General features: G+C 48.2%; 17 protein-coding genes, 12 tRNA genes, 1 rRNA gene and 1 riboswitch. Of the genes, 2 read left to right on the top strand and 28 right to left on the bottom strand.

Annotated features, from left to right (window positions below):
* Nucleotides 1–23 precede the first annotated feature (23 nt).
* Nucleotides 24–2171 (top strand): DNA topoisomerase III, encoded by a 2148-nt coding sequence (locus AC1DLM_RS00150; protein ID WP_477568696.1) that lies wholly within the window; start codon nt 24–26, stop codon nt 2169–2171.
* Nucleotides 2172–2282: 111 nt separating this feature from the next.
* On the opposite strand, the gene AC1DLM_RS00145 is transcribed toward AC1DLM_RS00150, so the two are convergent.
* The 4 genes from AC1DLM_RS00145 to AC1DLM_RS00130 all read right to left on the bottom strand — a co-directional run bounded on the left by AC1DLM_RS00145 (nt 2283) and on the right by AC1DLM_RS00130 (nt 4271).
* The gene (locus tag AC1DLM_RS00145) at nt 2283–2618 is read right to left on the bottom strand and encodes a hypothetical protein (RefSeq protein WP_441987496.1); all 336 of its coding nucleotides are present in this window, start codon (nt 2616–2618) and stop codon (nt 2283–2285) included.
* 93 nt (nt 2619–2711) lie between these two features.
* A complete protein-coding gene (gene lspA, locus AC1DLM_RS00140; RefSeq protein WP_441987495.1) occupies nt 2712–3188 on the bottom strand; it encodes a signal peptidase II in 477 nt (158 codons plus the stop codon).
* Nucleotides 3189–3345: 157 nt separating this feature from the next.
* The gene (locus tag AC1DLM_RS00135) at nt 3346–3981 is read right to left on the bottom strand and encodes an HAD-IA family hydrolase (RefSeq protein WP_441987494.1); all 636 of its coding nucleotides are present in this window, start codon (nt 3979–3981) and stop codon (nt 3346–3348) included.
* Nucleotides 3975–4271, bottom strand: coding sequence for a hypothetical protein (locus AC1DLM_RS00130; protein WP_441987493.1), 297 nt, complete (start codon nt 4269–4271; stop codon nt 3975–3977). Before AC1DLM_RS00130 ends, AC1DLM_RS00135 begins: the two co-directional genes overlap by 7 nt.
* 164 nt (nt 4272–4435) lie before the next feature.
* Between AC1DLM_RS00130 and AC1DLM_RS00125 the strand changes: the two genes are divergently transcribed.
* Nucleotides 4436–5038: a CcdC protein domain-containing protein gene (locus AC1DLM_RS00125; protein ID WP_477568695.1), complete on the top strand. Its 603-nt coding sequence runs from the start codon at nt 4436–4438 to the stop codon at nt 5036–5038.
* Between the two features lie 633 nt (nt 5039–5671).
* Here AC1DLM_RS00125 and AC1DLM_RS00120 read toward each other — a convergent pair.
* From AC1DLM_RS00120 to rrf, 24 genes are all read right to left on the bottom strand, one after another.
* Nucleotides 5672–7564, bottom strand: coding sequence for an ABC transporter ATP-binding protein (locus AC1DLM_RS00120; RefSeq protein WP_477568694.1), 1893 nt, complete (start codon nt 7562–7564; stop codon nt 5672–5674).
* 78 nt (nt 7565–7642) lie between these two features.
* Entirely contained in the window at nt 7643–8176 is a 534-nt protein-coding gene (gene yyaC / locus AC1DLM_RS00115; RefSeq protein WP_477568693.1) for a spore protease YyaC, read from the bottom strand.
* 368 nt (nt 8177–8544) lie between these two features.
* Complete coding sequence (locus AC1DLM_RS00110; protein WP_477568692.1) at nt 8545–9204, bottom strand: hypothetical protein; 660 nt, start codon at nt 9202–9204, stop codon at nt 8545–8547.
* A gap of 184 nt (nt 9205–9388) precedes the next feature.
* On the bottom strand, nt 9389–10285 hold the full coding sequence (locus AC1DLM_RS00105) for a C40 family peptidase (RefSeq protein ID WP_477568691.1): 897 nt from the start codon (nt 10283–10285) through the stop codon (nt 9389–9391).
* A 3-nt stretch (nt 10286–10288) separates the two neighbouring features.
* Nucleotides 10289–10451, bottom strand: a riboswitch (cyclic di-AMP (ydaO/yuaA leader).
* A gap of 96 nt (nt 10452–10547) precedes the next feature.
* Nucleotides 10548–11060, bottom strand: a complete 513-nt coding sequence (locus AC1DLM_RS00100; protein WP_477568690.1) for a GNAT family N-acetyltransferase — start codon at nt 11058–11060, stop codon at nt 10548–10550.
* A gap of 64 nt (nt 11061–11124) precedes the next feature.
* The gene (locus AC1DLM_RS00095; RefSeq protein WP_477568689.1) at nt 11125–12072 is read right to left on the bottom strand and encodes an acetylxylan esterase; all 948 of its coding nucleotides are present in this window, start codon (nt 12070–12072) and stop codon (nt 11125–11127) included.
* 436 nt (nt 12073–12508) lie between these two features.
* A tRNA-Gly gene (locus AC1DLM_RS00090) sits at nt 12509–12579 on the bottom strand.
* A gap of 17 nt (nt 12580–12596) precedes the next feature.
* Nucleotides 12597–12673: transfer RNA gene (locus AC1DLM_RS00085), tRNA-Pro, on the bottom strand.
* Between the two features lie 20 nt (nt 12674–12693).
* Nucleotides 12694–12770 (bottom strand) — tRNA-Arg (locus AC1DLM_RS00080).
* A 6-nt stretch (nt 12771–12776) separates the two neighbouring features.
* Nucleotides 12777–12851, bottom strand: a tRNA-Gly gene (locus tag AC1DLM_RS00075).
* Nucleotides 12852–12943: 92 nt separating this feature from the next.
* Nucleotides 12944–13642, bottom strand: a complete 699-nt coding sequence (locus AC1DLM_RS00070; protein WP_441987485.1) for an AIM24 family protein — start codon at nt 13640–13642, stop codon at nt 12944–12946.
* Nucleotides 13643–13668: 26 nt separating this feature from the next.
* Complete coding sequence (locus AC1DLM_RS00065) at nt 13669–14124, bottom strand: SH3 domain-containing protein (RefSeq protein ID WP_477568688.1); 456 nt, start codon at nt 14122–14124, stop codon at nt 13669–13671.
* 57 nt (nt 14125–14181) lie between these two features.
* Nucleotides 14182–14808 (bottom strand): GyrI-like domain-containing protein, encoded by a 627-nt coding sequence (locus AC1DLM_RS00060; RefSeq protein WP_477568687.1) that lies wholly within the window; start codon nt 14806–14808, stop codon nt 14182–14184.
* A gap of 131 nt (nt 14809–14939) precedes the next feature.
* A complete protein-coding gene (locus AC1DLM_RS00055; RefSeq protein WP_477568686.1) occupies nt 14940–15449 on the bottom strand; it encodes a ferritin in 510 nt (169 codons plus the stop codon).
* A 110-nt stretch (nt 15450–15559) separates the two neighbouring features.
* Nucleotides 15560–15811, bottom strand: coding sequence for a DUF1450 domain-containing protein (locus AC1DLM_RS00050; protein ID WP_171634521.1), 252 nt, complete (start codon nt 15809–15811; stop codon nt 15560–15562).
* Nucleotides 15812–15967: 156 nt separating this feature from the next.
* Nucleotides 15968–16047 (bottom strand) — tRNA-Leu (locus AC1DLM_RS00045).
* Nucleotides 16048–16102: 55 nt separating this feature from the next.
* Nucleotides 16103–16178 (bottom strand) — tRNA-Lys (locus AC1DLM_RS00040).
* 19 nt (nt 16179–16197) lie between these two features.
* Nucleotides 16198–16274, bottom strand: a tRNA-Asp gene (locus AC1DLM_RS00035).
* 31 nt (nt 16275–16305) lie between these two features.
* Nucleotides 16306–16382: transfer RNA gene (locus AC1DLM_RS00030), tRNA-Met, on the bottom strand.
* Nucleotides 16383–16456: 74 nt separating this feature from the next.
* A tRNA-Val gene (locus AC1DLM_RS00025) sits at nt 16457–16532 on the bottom strand.
* Between the two features lie 80 nt (nt 16533–16612).
* Nucleotides 16613–16687 (bottom strand) — tRNA-Glu (locus tag AC1DLM_RS00020).
* A 34-nt stretch (nt 16688–16721) separates the two neighbouring features.
* Nucleotides 16722–16813 (bottom strand) — tRNA-Ser (locus AC1DLM_RS00015).
* Nucleotides 16814–16842: 29 nt separating this feature from the next.
* Nucleotides 16843–16918 (bottom strand) — tRNA-Asn (locus AC1DLM_RS00010).
* Nucleotides 16919–16923: 5 nt separating this feature from the next.
* Nucleotides 16924–17040 (bottom strand): 5S ribosomal RNA (gene rrf, locus AC1DLM_RS00005).
* Nucleotides 17041–17074 lie beyond the last annotated feature (34 nt).

The raw sequence follows: 17074 nt of genomic DNA, 5'->3' as shown, positions 1-17074 counted from the left end.
GTAGAAAAGAGGTAATTGCCCCCATGAAAATTCTCGTACTGACTGAAAAACCAAGTGTAGCCAAAGAAATTGCTCGTGTACTGGGCTGTAGTCAGAAGCAAAAACACCACTTCGAAGGTGCCAAATACGTCGTTACCTGGGCACTAGGCCACCTCGTCACGCTCGCTGAGCCCGATGATTACGATCCCAAGTTCAAGACTTGGAACCTTGAAGATCTGCCCATTATCCCTGGCAAAATGAAGCTCAAAGTCATGAAAGAAACCTCGCAGCAGTTTCGTGCGATCGAGCATCTCAGCCGCCGTGGCGACCTGTCGGAGCTGGTCATCGCAACTGATGCGGGGCGCGAAGGCGAGCTCGTCGCGCGCTGGATTATGGAGCTGATCCGCTGGAAGAAGCCGTTCAAACGGCTTTGGATCTCGTCGCAGACGGATCAGGCCATTCGCGAGGGCTTCGCGCAGCTGAAGCCCGGCACCGACTACAACCGGCTGTATCAAGCAGCCGTCTGTCGTTCCGAGGCCGATTGGCTCATCGGCCTCAACGTAACCCGCGCGCTGACCAGCAAGTTCGGCGCGTCATTATCCGCTGGGCGCGTGCAGACGCCCACGCTGGCGATGATGATCAACCGTGAGGCGGAAATCCGTGATTTCCGGTCCGCCGACTACTGGTTGATCGAAGCCGAGCTCGGGTCCTTCCGCGCCCAGTGGCGGGACCCGAAGACCGGCGACTCGCGCATATTTGACCGCGAGCGCGCCGATAGCTTGAAAGCAAAGCTGCAAGGCCAGAGCGGCCGCATCGTGCAGGTGAATAAGACCGAGAAGCAAATCCCGCATCCGCTGGCTTATGATTTGACGGAGCTGCAACGCGACGCGAACCGCAAATTCGGCTTCTCTGCCAAGCAAACGTCGAATGTCCTGCAACGACTGTATGAGCAATACAAGTTGGTCACTTACCCGCGAACCGATTCGCGGTATTTGACCTCCGATATGGTACCGACCTTGCTCGGTCGTTTGAAAGGAGCTGCTATCGGCCCTTATGCGCCGCTTGCAGCACCATTTATTCGTAAGCCTCTGACGATTACGAAGCGAATCGTCGACGATTCCAAAGTCAGCGATCACCATGCCATCATCCCGACTGGTGAAGCCATCTCACTCGCTACGCTAAGCGCAGATGAACGTCGACTCTATGACCTGATTCTTCGCCGTTTCTTAGCTTTATTCAGCGGTCCTTGCCGCTATGATGAAACGAAGTTAACCATTGAAATTGCTGGAGAGAAGCTCTATGCCTCAGGCAAAGTCGTGAAGCAAGCAGGCTGGAAAGACGTCTACGGCGCCACCGATTTCACCGATCMCGATCGGGAAGACAATGAATCCGAGGAAGATACAGGACAGCTGCTGCCCCAAGCGTCTGAGAAGGACGCAGTTACCGCTCGCAATGTTCGGCAAGTTAGCCGCCAAACGAAACCGCCTTCTCGCCATAATGAAGCTTCCTTACTGTCGCAGATGGAGAAATTCGGTCTTGGCACACCTGCAACTCGTGCAGATATCATCGAGAAGCTTGTGTCCTCCGACACGATTGAGCGTCAAGGCTCCTTGCTCATCCCTACTGGCAAGGGCACACAGCTCATCGAGCTTGCTTCTGAGGAGCTTCGTTCACCCGAGCTTACAGCACGCTGGGAGCAGGAGCTTGAACGCATCTCCAAAGGCAAAGGAAGCATGGAAGCTTTCCTCAGTGGAATCCGCAAGAAAGCAGCCGAGCTCGTCGATGAAGTCAAACGCAGCTCCGCAGCGTATAAACCGCACAATTTAACCGGCAGTAAATGCCCCGATTGCGGCGAGTTCCTTCAGGAAGTCAAGGGCAAACGAGGACGTTATCTGGTTTGTTCCAGTCGGGAATGCTCGTATAAACGTGAAGCTGACGGGCAATTAACGAACCATAGATGCCCACAGTGCCATAAGAAGATGGAAATACACACGGGAAAAGCAGGCAAATATTTTCAATGCCGTCCCTGCAATGTCGTTGAGAAAATCGACGGTGAGTCTAAAGGTGGCGGTCGCAAGGCTACAGCCAAAGTCAACCGCCAGCTGATCGAGCAATTCTCCGATTCTGCCGGAGTAGGGAACTCACTCGCAGACAAGCTGCTTGCAGCCCTTCAGCAGAAAAAAGAAGACTAATACCAAGAATAAAGCCCAAGCGACTTGCTTCTTCGCTTGGGCTTGATTTTACACTATGAGAACAACTTCTATACCGGCATCTGCTTGCTTGTTACTATTCATGACGACTCTTTATGCTTTGGTTAATATCCTGCCTTTAACTGCTAATTCGAGATCTTCTAGCGTTGTGATCCCCAAGCTAACCAGCGCATCTCCTGCCTCCATGTGAACATTGGCTAAGATATGCATACTTGTATGAGGCACTAGTGATTTCCGAAACTCATGAAAAAGCACCGCATTATAAGCTTTGAGAACCGTCATAAACTCAACATTTGGCGGGATAAATCCGCGAATTTCAGACGATCGCCAGAAAAACTCCCTCACATGCATAATATCCGATCCCGTGCGGTTCAGCTTTCGAATCATCGCAAAAAACTCATCAACAAGATCTTGTCGATCCGCTTTCATGTGACCATCCCTCCAATGACGTATTCCTACTTGAAGGATACCATAAATAGTTCTTTAGATCTATACCAACTCTTCATTTGAGGGCTTAAATACCTAGGAAATTTGTGGATTCTTCCCATTTCCTTTCCATCTGCCTCTCTGCGATAGAAGCATGTCCACTACATACAGCACAACACCCAAATTAATCGCAATATCCGCTAGATTCATAATCCCATTCCCGGAGTTAATGACGATGAAATCGGTGACCTTCCCGAAAAGAAGCCGTTCAATTCCGTTGCCAATCGCCCCACCCACAAGGAATGCAGCTGCACTTTGTTTTAACGTCCCTGGGAAGCCCCCTTTTTTACGATACCACCAAATCCCTGCGACAATGAGAACCGCGAGAACTCCAAGTATAGGAGCCCAGCCTTGCAACGAACTGCCAGCTGCCCCACTATTTTGATAATACGTGAAGGAAATGAAATCTTTATAAAAGGGCATGGATTCGCCAACCGTCATCACCGAACGTATCCAATACTTAGTCAGCTGATCGACAGCTGTAATCACAACAATGATTGAATAAAATAGCATGCTATCACTCCCATCGACTCTCAAACTTTAACCTCACTCTTATTTTACTTGAAACGGATGGTTACCTGTTAATTCTGCGATTCTCGGTTTTCTTGCATGATAAAAAGCCCCCTCAGTCCCTCCCTGTGGCGGCTCTTGACTATTCCTGCTGTAGTCCTCAACTTAGGCTAATTAGTGTTCGATATAGCTCACCAGGCGTGTTTGCCATGTAGTCAGGACTTCCACTATGGAGTAGCTGAGGTGAATCATATCCCCACGTCACAGCTACGATTGGCACACCTAACTTCTTACAGGATTCAATATCTCGCAATTCATCACCGACATAAATCATCCGTGTAGGCGTGGTTCCCCATTGCTTCATCACTTTGCGAATCGAATGATGTTTGCCGAAAATATGTTTCGCAGAAATGATCTCCTTAAATGCACCTTCCAACTTATTTTTTCGTAAAAAAAGCCGAATATTTGCTTCTGAATTGGAAGAAAGAATCGAGCTCTTAACCCCTTGTGTGGAAAGCTTCGCAATAACCTCTTTCATACCAGGCACGATTTGCAGTGATCGGATATTCTCGTGGTAGAGCTGCCGTCCTGCCACCATCAGCTTAGGAATTTGGAGCACGGGAACCCCTAAGCGATCTACGCGTTCAGATATCGACATCGAGCGCAACGGACCCAAATCCTGTTCGCTGATGGGACGGAAACGATGTTGAATGGCCATTTCATTATAAAGCTTTACCAGGAGCGCCCTGGAATCGACAAGTGTCCCGTCAAAATCAAATAGGATGTGTTTTACCATCTGGGTGTATATACAAATAAGGCCGGACCCTCGGGCGGCACTTGGCGAATTTGGTTATGTTTAAACTCTTGGGCTGGGTCTAGGACCACATGCGGATTACTTACGGTTCGCAAATCCTCCCACGTACAAGAAACACCGTGGTCATAACCCGTTGCACCACCTGCGAACATTTTACAGCCATTGCAGTATTGCTCCTTTTGCTGCGCGTCGAGCTTCACAACTTTATTACGAAGACAACAGTAAATTTCATTAACTGTATTACATACATTAATATGAGTGATCATAGCCATTTACCGTCAACTCCTTGCGGCACTTTGAGTGTGTAATAGTAAGTTTATCGAACTACTATTAAGTGTATGACACAATTTTGTAAACGGAATAACATTTCTCACGATGAGCCGTCCAAATTTGCTACAATTAGGAAATACACTAACAGGTTTGGAGGTACTTCCCCATGCAGGACTCTTTGCATTATGTAATTCCGTTTCTTATCTTTGGCTTTTTTATTTATCGACGGGTGAGGCGCACCATTGGCTTTCAAAAGCTTTCCCGTGGCAGGCTCACCTTTCGTCTGTCGCTGTTCAGCCTCTTGGGAGTGGTCATCTTCCTCTTGGGCTTCGTTCATCCCATCCATTTCATCGGCTACTTGATCGGACTGGCTGGCGGCGCCTTGCTCGGGCGAACGGCAATTCGCCATACCCGCTTCGAGCATCGAAGTGATGGCTGGTACTATCGAACACATCTCTGGATTGAGATCACCGTCCTTGTTCTCTTCCTAGGTCGCATCGCGTATCGCTACGCTAGCGTGGCTATTTCCACGGGGGCAACAACTTCCTTCAACCCTGCTGAATTCTCACAATTTACAAAGGATCCCATCACCGCTGGCGTTTTCTTCATCATCGTGTCGTACTACATTTTGTTTTTTGGCTACTTACTGCGCGAAGGAACCAAACTGGATCCGGCAGGAATGGCGGATAGCGATGATGGCGTGATCGGGAACCATGGTGCTCCCGGAACAGGGGTTTCTAGCCCGCAGGCGAATGTTCGGGTGGAGTAACGGAACGTGAAGGCGTTAATTGGAGGATTCCACCAAATCCAGTGAAGTTGAGGAACGTGAGGACGCTATTTCAGCGTGATATGCCGATTTGTGGCTGAAAATTCGGAGATAGCGGATCTACGTTCCGTTTTGCTCCGACACTCGACTGCTGCTGTCTATATCCATTGGATATATCCACTGTAACTTCCTGATCGGGGCTGAAATTAGGCTTATCATTGGATTAATCCAGTCTACTAACTCCTTTCGAGCCAATAAATGACCCTTTTCTGTGATTTGAGTGGATTTGTCCAATCAAATTAAACAATTGGCTACTTGTAAGAGCACTACATTGGATTTATCCAATGGGCAGAATGGTGGTGGGATGAGTATGTAATTACTTTCCTCTTTTGGTGGTGTATAGTAACTTCTCTCCCTCTACTCCTACGTTAATTGGTACGCTTACGCACACACTATATCATTTAAACAAATTAGGTAGTTACAAGAAAGGGATATTCCCCTAGGTCAATTGACCTAGGGGAATATCCCTTTTAATCACCCGTTGGTGGAGTAACCTGTCTGTCGCCGCACATTCAGTGGCAATGCTCACAAATAACGCCCTTTGGGGGCGTTATTTGCTACGCCGCGGAGACGCGGCTAGCCTAATCCGCCCTTCGCTGCCTCCTCGGCAGCCTTCGCGAACTGCGTGCTGTACAGCCGTGCGTACAGCCCTTCAAGCGCCAGCAGCTCGCTGTGCGTGCCCCGCTCCACGACGCTGCCCGCTTCGATCACCAGAATGTGATCGGCGGCCAGCACCGTGGAGAGCCGGTGCGCGATCACGAGCGTCGTGCGCCCTTGCATCAGCTCCTCGAGCGCCGCCTGCACATAGGACTCGGATTCCGAGTCCAGGTGCGACGTCGCCTCATCGAGGATGAGGATGCGCGGGCGCTTCAGGATCGCGCGAGCAATCGCGATCCGCTGGCGCTCGCCACCGGAGAGCCGGTGGCCGCGCTCTCCGACCATCGTGTCGTACCCTTCGGGAAGCGACACGATGAAATCGTGGATGTAGGCCTGCCGACAAGCGGCCTCCATCTCCTCACGCGTAGCGTCCTCCCGCGCGAAGCGCAGGTTGTCGCCAATCGTCGCGTGGAACAGAAAGGACTCCTGCGTCACGTACGCGATCTGCGCGCGCAGCGACGCTAACTCCACGTCGCGGACGTTCACGCCGTCGACCTCAACAGCACCGGCTGTTGGGTCGTACAGCCGCGCGATCATCCCGATCAGCGTCGACTTCCCTGCGCCGCTAGGTCCAACAAGCGCGACCATCTCACCAGGCTGCGCCTCGAAGGTGATGTCGCGCAGCGCATACTGCACCTTCTCCCGTGCCCTTTGTTCCCCCGGTGTAGCCTTTTGCCCTGCTTCCGCAAGCTTCCCTTTCTCCCTCGCTCTGCTTTGCTCCCCAACCTTATAAGCAAAAGACACCTGCTTATACCTCACATGCCCCGCCACAGGCCCTAACTGGCGCGCGCCTTCTGCATCCATCACATCAGGCACCATGTCCTGATACTCGAAAATCCGCTGGAATACCCCCAGCGCTGTCGCTACCTCGACATGTAGATTCAGCAAGGTCCCTACTGGCATATACAACCGTCCCAAATACGCCGTAAACGCGACGATCGAGCCTAAAGTCATATCACCCTGAATGACGGAGTAGCCGCCATAGATATAAATAATAGCCGTGCCTAACGGTCCTAACGTGCTCGTTGCCATTCCGAACCAGCGGCCGACCAGATTGAGCCGCAGCTCGAGATCCATCACCTTTTGATTCATCGTTGTGAATTCTTGTTCTTGCTGCTTCTCTCTGCCAAAAATCCGCGTCAACAACGCACCCGAAATGCCGAAATTTTCATTCAGCTGCGAAGTGATGTCTGAGCGCACCTTCTGGGTTTCGATCCGTAGCTCTTTCCGCAGCTTGGATACCTTTTTCACAGGCAAGACGAAAAGTGGCAGGATAAGCACTGATATAATCGCCAGCTTCCAATCTAACGCAAACAAGATACCAATTGTCGTGAAAACGACGACGATTTGCGTGATCGAAGAGACGACAATGGACGTAACCACACTCTGTACCGACTGCACGTCCCCTGTGATCCGCTGAACAATTTCGCCAGAGCGCGCGTCCGTGAAAAACGACATCGATTGCCGCTGTAAATTATGAAACAACGACTGTCCCAAATCCCTAATAACCCCTTGGGTTACTTTGGTATTGAGATGGTTTTGCCATACGCCCACTACTCCGCTCAACACAGGCAGCACGATTAACAGCAGCGCCATTACGGACAATAGCTGAACACGTCCCTGCGGAATTGCGGTATCAATAATTTCCTTCATGACTAGAGGCGGGATCAACCCCATCACTGCCGCAAGCAGTGCCAAGCCGATAATAACCAAGAGCTGTCCCCAATATCTTTTGAACAATAACAAAATCCTGCGTATCGATACATCCTTTAACTTGGCCTTTGGACGATTCCGGTCGGAAAGCCGCCCCATTCCCCCTGGCCCACCTGCTCCACCTGGTCCGATCACTCACCCATCACTCCGATCTTTCTCCTCTTTGCTGCCCCTCAGCTACAAAGGAATGGCATAAACAATTGCCCGGATTACTTCTTCTGCCATCTGCATAACACGAAATAACGAAGTCGTTTGCAGGACGTTATACTGTCTAGGTCCATCCACATTCACGATCGCTGCAATAGTGTAATCACCAATTGGAGGTAAATCTTTACCTACTGATTTCCCTGGAGCCAGTGGCTGGTTCGACAATTGGTACAAACCCACACTTAATTTCCGTCCCAAACAAGCATCTATCGCAATAACGACAACATTCGGTGGGATTTCCTGCAAGCGCATGGCCAAATTAGTAGCATCACACGGTGCTGCAAGCGTGCCAATGACGTACGGATAGCCCAGCTCTGCAAGCCTACTCCCCACAAGTGGACCTAGTGCATCGCCAGTTGAGCGATCTGTCCCTATACATACAAAAGCAATCCGACTAGGCTCCAGCCCCTTGCTCAAAGCAATCATTTGCAGAAGCTGCCCTAACTGCTCGCCATCTACTTTTTTCCAAAACTGCTCCTGCAGCCCCATCGGTTCTTTCTCCATCTTTGCCTCCCTTTCAGGCATGTACACCTAACCTTTCACCTGATGCATAATAGTTCCATTCTTTCACATGGAGGCGGGCTGTGTCCACTTGCATACTTTCATATTCGCATACACCAAATAAGCGTTACTCGACGACCGAGCAAAGCCTATTCATGCCGCTTATAGAGGTTGTTCAAAAACTCCACTTTTGATCACGAAGTAGTTCATGAAGCGTATTCGACATCGAATATTGAACTCAGCCGGAACTTCCGGTGCTCACGTAGCTTACACTACGCTCCGCTCCTCATTTCCTATCTTCTTTCAATCTCCTCGGTGCTTAAAACCGGACTTTTTGAACACGCACTTATAAATCTGACTAGATAACCTTCTTAATGTACGCGATTCATTCGAACGATGCGATAATAGAGCTGATCGCTGACCTMTTGCTCCACTTCCAGATAACCTTCTGAGTGAACATAATCCCCTAGCATGAACGTGGAAGCATCCGCCGAATCGGCATGTGTAAGAAAGAGCAGCGCTACCTTATCATCCCCAACCACAAATCCAACCTGTTCCTTCACCTGAAATTTCTCAAGAATTTTGCCATGATGTGATCTCACGATATGATGGAACCGCCAAATGCCATCTTCCTGAATGATAAAATAAAGCACACGATTGCGATGCGCATTGCTAAACTCCCGCGTCACACCGATCATACATACCTTCTCACCAACACGTAAATATTCATCAATCACATAAGATTTCAGTCGTAACCGGTTCACATTCTTGCTCTGAATATAAGTTTCCATCTCATCTATGGAGCGCTGATCCCTCGGATCTTGTTTTGTTGCGTAAAATACTTCTTTAATGAACGTATCTGTTTGGAATTGCCTAGCCCCTTTGAAATGGTTATACGAATGAAAAAATTGCTTAATCACGACCCGAATGTCTTCTGGTATGGCAGGACCTGTTTCCACGTTATACATGCGATCTGTTCGACCCGACAATTTAATTTTATGAAACAAGCTTTTCCAGACACTGACTTGCATGCCGCACGCGCCACCTACTTTCTTCCAACCATTGTTTCATTATAGGCTATAATTCTCAAAAATTCGATAAAAATCGCACAAATTCGCGCAAAAAAAAGAGCATCTGCCGCTTTGCTTTCCATATAGAAAGTCATAGCGAACATACGCTCTTATACCAGTACTTATACTTGATTTTGCAGCTATTTTATAACACGCGTTTGGCACCTACATATCTGGAGCCCCAATAGGAGCTAGCGAGACTATCAACCGTTACACCAACGGATGTTGTCGAGGAAATGAATTGATTATTTCCGATGTAAATGCCTACATGGTTGACGATACCAGAAGCAAAGAAGACGAGGTCTCCCGCTTTCAAATCCGTCACTCTTGCCCCCGCATTATCGTACATTTGCACGGAGGTGCGTGGCAGCTCGATACCTTTGGCCTCGTATACATAACGAACGAATCCAGAGCAATCGAAGCCCTTAGGTGTAGTTCCTCCCCATCGGTACGGTGTCCCTTTGAACGTCGTTGCAGCTTGAATAATTTGAGCTGCAATGGATGACTGAACGACCTTGGCCACTGGGGCTGCTAGAGCTACTGGTGGCGGTGCAATCCAGGCTGGCTTATGAGTCTTGCCGTCCTCTTCCACGATGGCAATTTTATTCGCATCGTTCCACGCAATCGCAGATCCAAACGTCTCTGTAACAAAGCGTAGAGGGACATAGGTACTCCCTTTAACCAAAGTTGGACTGCTCTCTAATTCAACTAACTTACTGTTCACGATCGCTTGCTCTTCGTCCGTTGTGAGTTGAATCGCCTGTTCTTTGTTCTTAAGCGTGACGACGACTTCATCGCCTTGCTTCGCCCATCCCACTTGATAACCTAATTTCTCCGACAACACACGTAGTGGCACCTGAAGTGTACCTTCCGTATCAATAAACGGCTGTACTTCCGGGAACTGCACCAAGTCATCATTGACTTGAACCTTCACCGAAGAGGTGTCTGGGGCAGCAGCATGCGTGGATGGAGCGGCGAACAGGAAAAAGGCTGCGCCTACAAGAGCGCATGAACAAATAAAGCTTTTGGTAAAAAGTTTCAAAACGTTGTGCCTCCTTGAAGCCTCCGAGGTTAGTTGACGGGTTCGGGAAGAGGTTTTCCCTAGCGCACCCCATTAGCCTATGGCTAACTGAGCATTCATTCACCCCAAGTAAAGAAGTCCCCCGTACCAGAGCTTTCGATGCTCCGAGATTCGGCATTTTTTGTCTATATTAGACTAGCATAGTTCGTTTTAGGATGACAACTTTTGCGAGATGGTAAGTGTTTCCTTTGCTATGTAAAGTACAAAAAAACAGCCACTCTTTTCAGAGCAGCTGCTTATACACCTCGGTAAATAGAATATGCTTACAGGGATTAAATTCATTTTCTGTCATCGGACTAGGATAACTCATGATGTTGAGAGGCAATTTCAGTTGACCTTCTCTGAGTGGTGGCTGTGCATAAGGAAATAGGTTCAAATGGAAGCCGCAGCGCTTATAGAATTCAATTCTCCGCGTAGCATCTGAGGCAGTCGGAGGCTCGACTTCAAGTACGATAGGGGTACTTGCACGGCTCATATACGTCGTCAGCATTTGCTTGCCAATCCCACCGCCTCTTATGGCAGCGTTGACGGCGATATGTTCCACAAATCGAAACGTACTAAAGTTCCAACTGGCCAAGAAGCCAAGTAGTTGCCCTTGAGCATCTCTCTCGACATCGATGCTGTAATTAGGATGAGATAACAGTGCTCGCTGACCTTCATACGTCCTTATTTCCGTTACAGGAAAAGCGGCTTCCATCAGCTCGAATACCTCTTCAAATGAATCCACTTTTTCCATTTGTCAGCACCTCCCTTCAAGTTAGTAATAGGTTATCCAAGTGTGAAGCCTCTTACTTCAGACCTTACCATTTTGAGAAAAAGGCATGTGCCGCTGCATGAGAGCCAGGAGGTGTCGCGTGCCCCATGAAGGGGTACACTTCAATCGATTTGTGTGCTGATTCGATTCGGTTATACGCAGCGAAAATCGCTTCTGGCAAGCAGCACGTATCCTTCAATCCTACCGTAACGTGAACAGGCTGCTCAATTCGATCGCCCAAATTCACGATATCGAAATAGGAAACTGTTCGCAGTACATCTGGCAGATATTCTGGGAACCGGGTAACGAATTCCGCTGCCTCACTAAGTGAGCTGACCGATTGCAACAAGCCCAAATCCATGTGGCATAGATTCGGTACATGGGCAACGGTTGACCGAATACGCTTCTCAAGCGCGGTTACGAGTAGGGCAAGCCCTCCGCCCTGGCTTCCGCCGTATACGAATACCCGCTCACTGTCGATTTCTGGTTGCTCTAACGCGCAGTGTACAGCACGCAAGGAATCGATCGCAACTGCACGATAGTAGCTCGTCTCCGCGTCGAGAATCCCCTGTGTAATCCAGCCCCTCGTCATGCCAGTCTCCTGTGGCAGCAGGTTACCGCTTTCGCCGCCTTGCCCGCGTACATCAACCGCAAGTACCGCATACCCCATAAGCAACCAAGCAGCATGATCCTCGGGTCTTCCCTTGGAGCCCGTATAGCCTGGGAATGTAACAATACAAGGTACCTTCTTAGACTTGCTCTCAGCATTAGGCAGTAACAACCAAGCATGAATCGGTGTTTCCGCAGCACCCTGCAAGACGATCTTATTCACTTCCGCTTGTATAAAAGGTGATGCTACCGGCTCTCTTGTATAGGATGCATCTTGCGTAGCTTCCGTATATGCACGCTCCCAGAATGCAGCCAGATCAGCAGGCGCCGTTAACTGCGATTGATACTGGTGTAACCCCTGAATACGATTTTCAATAGCGTTCATTTCGGTAAGTCCCCTTTGCATGTTTTTCCCATTTTAACCTAGATACACGTGTATGACTATTGGAAAATATGAATATGAAACGGAACATCGATGCTCTATGTCGATGAATCTGTCGGTTCTTCTGCGAACGCAAGAAGACTCCCGATTCGTGTTTAGATGTATAAACTACAGCTAATTTACTCGAATCTGACGTATTTTCGTGATTACATGGAGAAAGTACATTTAATTTATATGAAATTTGAAGAATCGACCAAATCGAAGGAATTTAACTACAGGAATACAGTTAAACTTTCGAATTCGAGAAATACGCTTCAAATAGATGGAGAAAATCCAGTTAAATTGCGGGAAGTAGGTTTATTACTCATCGAGCCCTAAAGGGTTCAATTCCCTAATAATGAAGAAAAAGACCACCCGAAGGTGGTCTCTTTCTTCTGTAAGCGGGCGGCGGGAATCGAACCCGCGCGATCAGCTTGGAAGGCTGAAGTTCTACCATTAAACTACGCCCGCATATAAAAAATCTAAAATGGTCGGGACGACACGATTTGAACATGCGACCCCCTGCTCCCAAAGCAGGTGCTCTACCAAGCTGAGCTACGTCCCGTAGTGAATATAAAGTGTAAATGGCGCGCCCTGAGAGATTCGAACTCCCGACCTTTTGATTCGTAGTCAAATACTCTATCCAGCTGAGCTAAGGGCGCAAATATTGGAGCGGAAGACGGGGATCGAACCCGCGACCCTCGCCTTGGCAAGGCGATGCTCTACCGCTGAGCCACTTCCGCACGGTGTAATTTCTCTTTCGCTCATCAAGTGATTCTCTGAGGCGACAAGGAATAATATATCAGGTATTCAAAACAAATGCAACTATTTTTTATTATTTTATGAAAACGCCCCCAAATGGCAGCACTTCCCGTGCTATGCGGCGCAGTAAGCTATCCGATTTCATATGCTCGTCCAACTTGGGATCTGGCTTACAAGGCTGCATAAGCACATGCCCATGCCCCGTAATCTCCCAGTGATAATTCATATGCTGACTTGCCAGAGTGTTGCCGTATACACAGAGGCGCAGCTTAGCTTGCCGCGGATAGGCAACAAGGCAACTCACATCAACATACAAAGGCTCCACAGCATCCAGGGCCATGTGATGTATAGGGCCAGCTGTTAGCAAACCTAGACTGCCGGGACCGTGAAACTGCATTTTAACTAAATCTTGCGTGATCAACGTGTTCTTCACACTCTGTAGATGCGTTGTAAAGGTCACACCTTCCGTATAGAACAGCACATGTCGAAATTCAAACAATAGATCATCTTCGGCTTCCAAAGGCACGACAGCCAAACTATACGCTTCTGGCAATCCCATTAACACACGCCCAGGACCGAGTATGCGTGATTGGATCAACCGCTTCTTCCTATACATGCTAGGAAGCTTCATCAGTGCATCTTCACGCTGCTCAGGCCTTCCCTGAAATGCAACAATTTGGTTGGGATGCAGTACATGCACAGCCTCTCCCTTTAGAAGCTGCAGTGTAGCCATCCTAGCTTGTGAGCTTGCATTTTCATAGATGATCTCCAAACCACACAACCTCCTCACCAATGCTGTTAGCGCATTCCACGCTTCCTTCTCTGCCAAACGAAGAAGCGAAACACACGTCCAAGCAAGAAATAGCCTACAACCAACGCGGCAGCCGTAATCACCATGTAGGTTATTTTGCGATTTCGTTTATCCTTATCTAGCGCAACTTGTTCCATCGCCTTCAGCCGTTCTTGTAACTGCTCGTTGTCCTTCTTAAGTGCCTCATTCTGACTGAGGAGACGATCCTCGATTTCTTGAGACTGCCTGACGGCTTCCGACAACTTGTCCTTCTGCTCTTCTAATTGCTGCTTCGTAGCCTCATAATCCTTCTGGATTTGTTCTACATTGCTTGGCAATTGATAGATTTCTTTTACCCGATCCAACCAAGAAGCGTGGGCAGCGGGTGTTCGATACATGAACCCGACGATGATGATAAGTACGCCAATAGCTCGTCCAAACCTAGATATGCTACGTATTCGCACCCGCTATCCCTCCCCATGGTTGGCTGCTCGACATTATGTTCTATTTTACAGCAAAATTCACCCCATCACCACTTTTACCGCTTCAACAGGATATCTCAAAATCGTTCTCATTTTGGCAGGCTCTATCTTCCTCGGATCCGATAAGTAGATCTCATGATGAAGACCACAGATCCTTAGCTGGTTCTGCTCTATATATGGATACATTTGAGAAAGTGTTTCCGGTTCAGTCGCATATGGTCCAACGTGCAGCATCTGGACACAGGTTCCCTCGTTCAAGGATTCATAGCCTACATTAGCTATTAGCTTCAGTTCCTTTTTCTTTACCATTGCAGCTGTTCGTGCTTCTTCCACAACCTCACCCGCCACATACGTTGGCATGCGAATCAATAACTTCCAATGCCATTCTTCCCTCGGTACTTCCAAGGCCGTTCGGGGATCCCCATCTACCCACCATTGCCCTTCCAGCTTCGCTACTGTGAAATCATTCTCCAGCTTCTTGTAATGCCCTTTAACGCCGTAGGCGACCGTATACAGCGCTTCTGTAGCGTTAGCGAAGATGGTACCGTTGGGATCTCCTTTGCCAACAATACTTACATAGGAGATAGGTTCAAAAACAACGAGTTCTGGCTTCGTTGAAGCTGTGTAATAAGCTTTATAGGCCTTGGCTAGATCTAATTTCTCCATGGTGCACTTCCTTTCTTTTTCTATTACTATACAAAATAAACCCTGACAACCTTATGTCAACAAACAGAAAAAACTTACCCTTCGCATAATTGCGAACAAGTAAGTTTTTGTCTCATGAAAAGGATATGTAATTATTCCGCAGCTGGCGGCGTGAAAGAACGTTGTGCAAATTCCGCATCCAACATGTAGAACGCATTGCTATCTTTATCGATACGTTTCAGCTTGTTGATAATGCTATCGAACATAGCTTCTTCTTCAACCTGCTCGTCAATGAACCATTTCAAGAACTRCATAGTCGCATGCTCTCTATCATTCAATGCCAAATCGGATAGGTGATAAATCCGTTTCGTTACTTCTTGCTCATGCAGGTAAGCATGTTCAAATGCGTCCAAAATTGATTCGTACTGATTCACAGGCGTGTTCATGCCATCAAAGCTGACCTTTTTCCCACGGTCATTAATAAATTTAAAAATCTTCATGGCATGGAACTTCTCTTCTTCTGCTTGTACTTTAAAAAAGTTCGAAAATCCATCCAAGCTTTCCGCAGCGCAATAACCAGCAATAGCTAAGTAGACGTGCGCGGAATAAAACTCATAATTCATCTGCTCATTGAGCGCTTGTGTTAGTGTATCGTTTAGCATCTGTGCACACACCTTTCTAGGTTATCTCTTGCGTATTCCCCATACATACAAGATTAACAGAATTGTGCATGCAAATACAAACGGAAGTAATAATTTTAGCAGATTTAGGTTCAAGCCGTCACACTTTTGGCCTTCGACGCCGATATGATTTCTTTAATCTGAGCATATAAATGGTCCGGTGACTCCGCGCAAAGCAGCTTCTTCTTCCCGATCATGGCGATACATTCTTTCTTGCAATGCCGGCAATTGCCTAAGCATTCCTTCTTCTTTTGTTTCAAGTCTGGGTACTCGTGCTTCAACGACTTATATATTTGTTTCGATCCGAATTTCTCATTTCTGCAGCAGTATTTAATCGTTTTCAAGATGCGATCTCCTCCCGCCATTTCGCGTCACTCACTACTCTTGATATTAGTGATAATAATAATCAATGTCAACCATATTTTAGATAAGCATGTACGCAAAAAAAAAGCTTTCTTCTATCCCGGTTAAAGGATGAAAGAAAGCTCTTTTTGTTTGGATGCGCGTAGAGGGACTTGAACCCCCACGGTCGCCCGCTAGATCCTAAGTCTAGTGCGTCTGCCAATTCCGCCATACGCGCATGCTAGTAAATCTGAGAGACTTTAGTCTTCGCCTAAAGATCCCTATGAATGAAATGGTGAGTCATGTAGGATTCGAACCTACGACACCCTGATTAAAAGTCAGGTGCTCTACCAACTGAGCTAATGACTCATATTGTATACATAAAAAATGGCGGAGCTGACGGGATTCGAACCCGCGGTCTCCTGCGTGACAGGCAGGCATGTTGGGCCACTACACCACAGCTCCACACTAAGTAAATCTCCTCTTAGTAAGAGGTTGGTTGCGGGGGCAGGATTTGAACCTGCGGCCTTCGGGTTATGAGCCCGACGAGCTACCGGGCTGCTCCACCCCGCGACAATACTAGCATGATATTTTATTATTCCCGGAGAAAATTCAAGACATCCTAACTTTCTTCTGAGAAGATAAAATGGTGGAGGCTGACGGGATCGAACCGCCGACCCTCTGCTTGTAAGGCAGATGCTCTCCCAGCTGAGCTAAGCCTCCATGGGATTGTTCATTGGGGCCCACGCAAAGTATTCGGAATATGCTTGTCAGCAATACGTCACTTTGTGGGGAATTTTTGGTGGTGACCCGTAGGGGACTCGAACCCCTGTTACCTCCGTGAAAGGGAGGTGTCTTAACCACTTGACCAACGGGCCTCGTATACAGGCTTTTCTAATTTGAAAGCTCTTATGGCGGAGAGAGAGGGATTCGAACCCTCGAGACGCTTGTGACGCCTACACGATTTCCAATCGTGCTCCTTCGGCCAGCTCGGACACCTCTCCATAAAAAAGGCCTGGTATTTAAAAATAAATGGCTCCCCGAACAGGACTCGAACCTGTGACAACTCGATTAACAGTCGAGTGCTCTACCAACTGAGCTATCAGGGAACAATGCTTGGCAACGTTCTACTCTCCCAGAACCCTGCGGTTCAAGTACCATCGACGCTGGAAGGCTTAACGGTCGTGTTCGAGATGGGAACGCGTGGATCCCTTCCGCCATCATCACCAAACGTTGATGCTTCTGCCAGGAAACATCGAAAAACT

The organism is Paenibacillus sp. 01T442, assembly GCF_056398345.1.
This window is presented reverse-complemented; position numbering and strand designations above follow the sequence as displayed.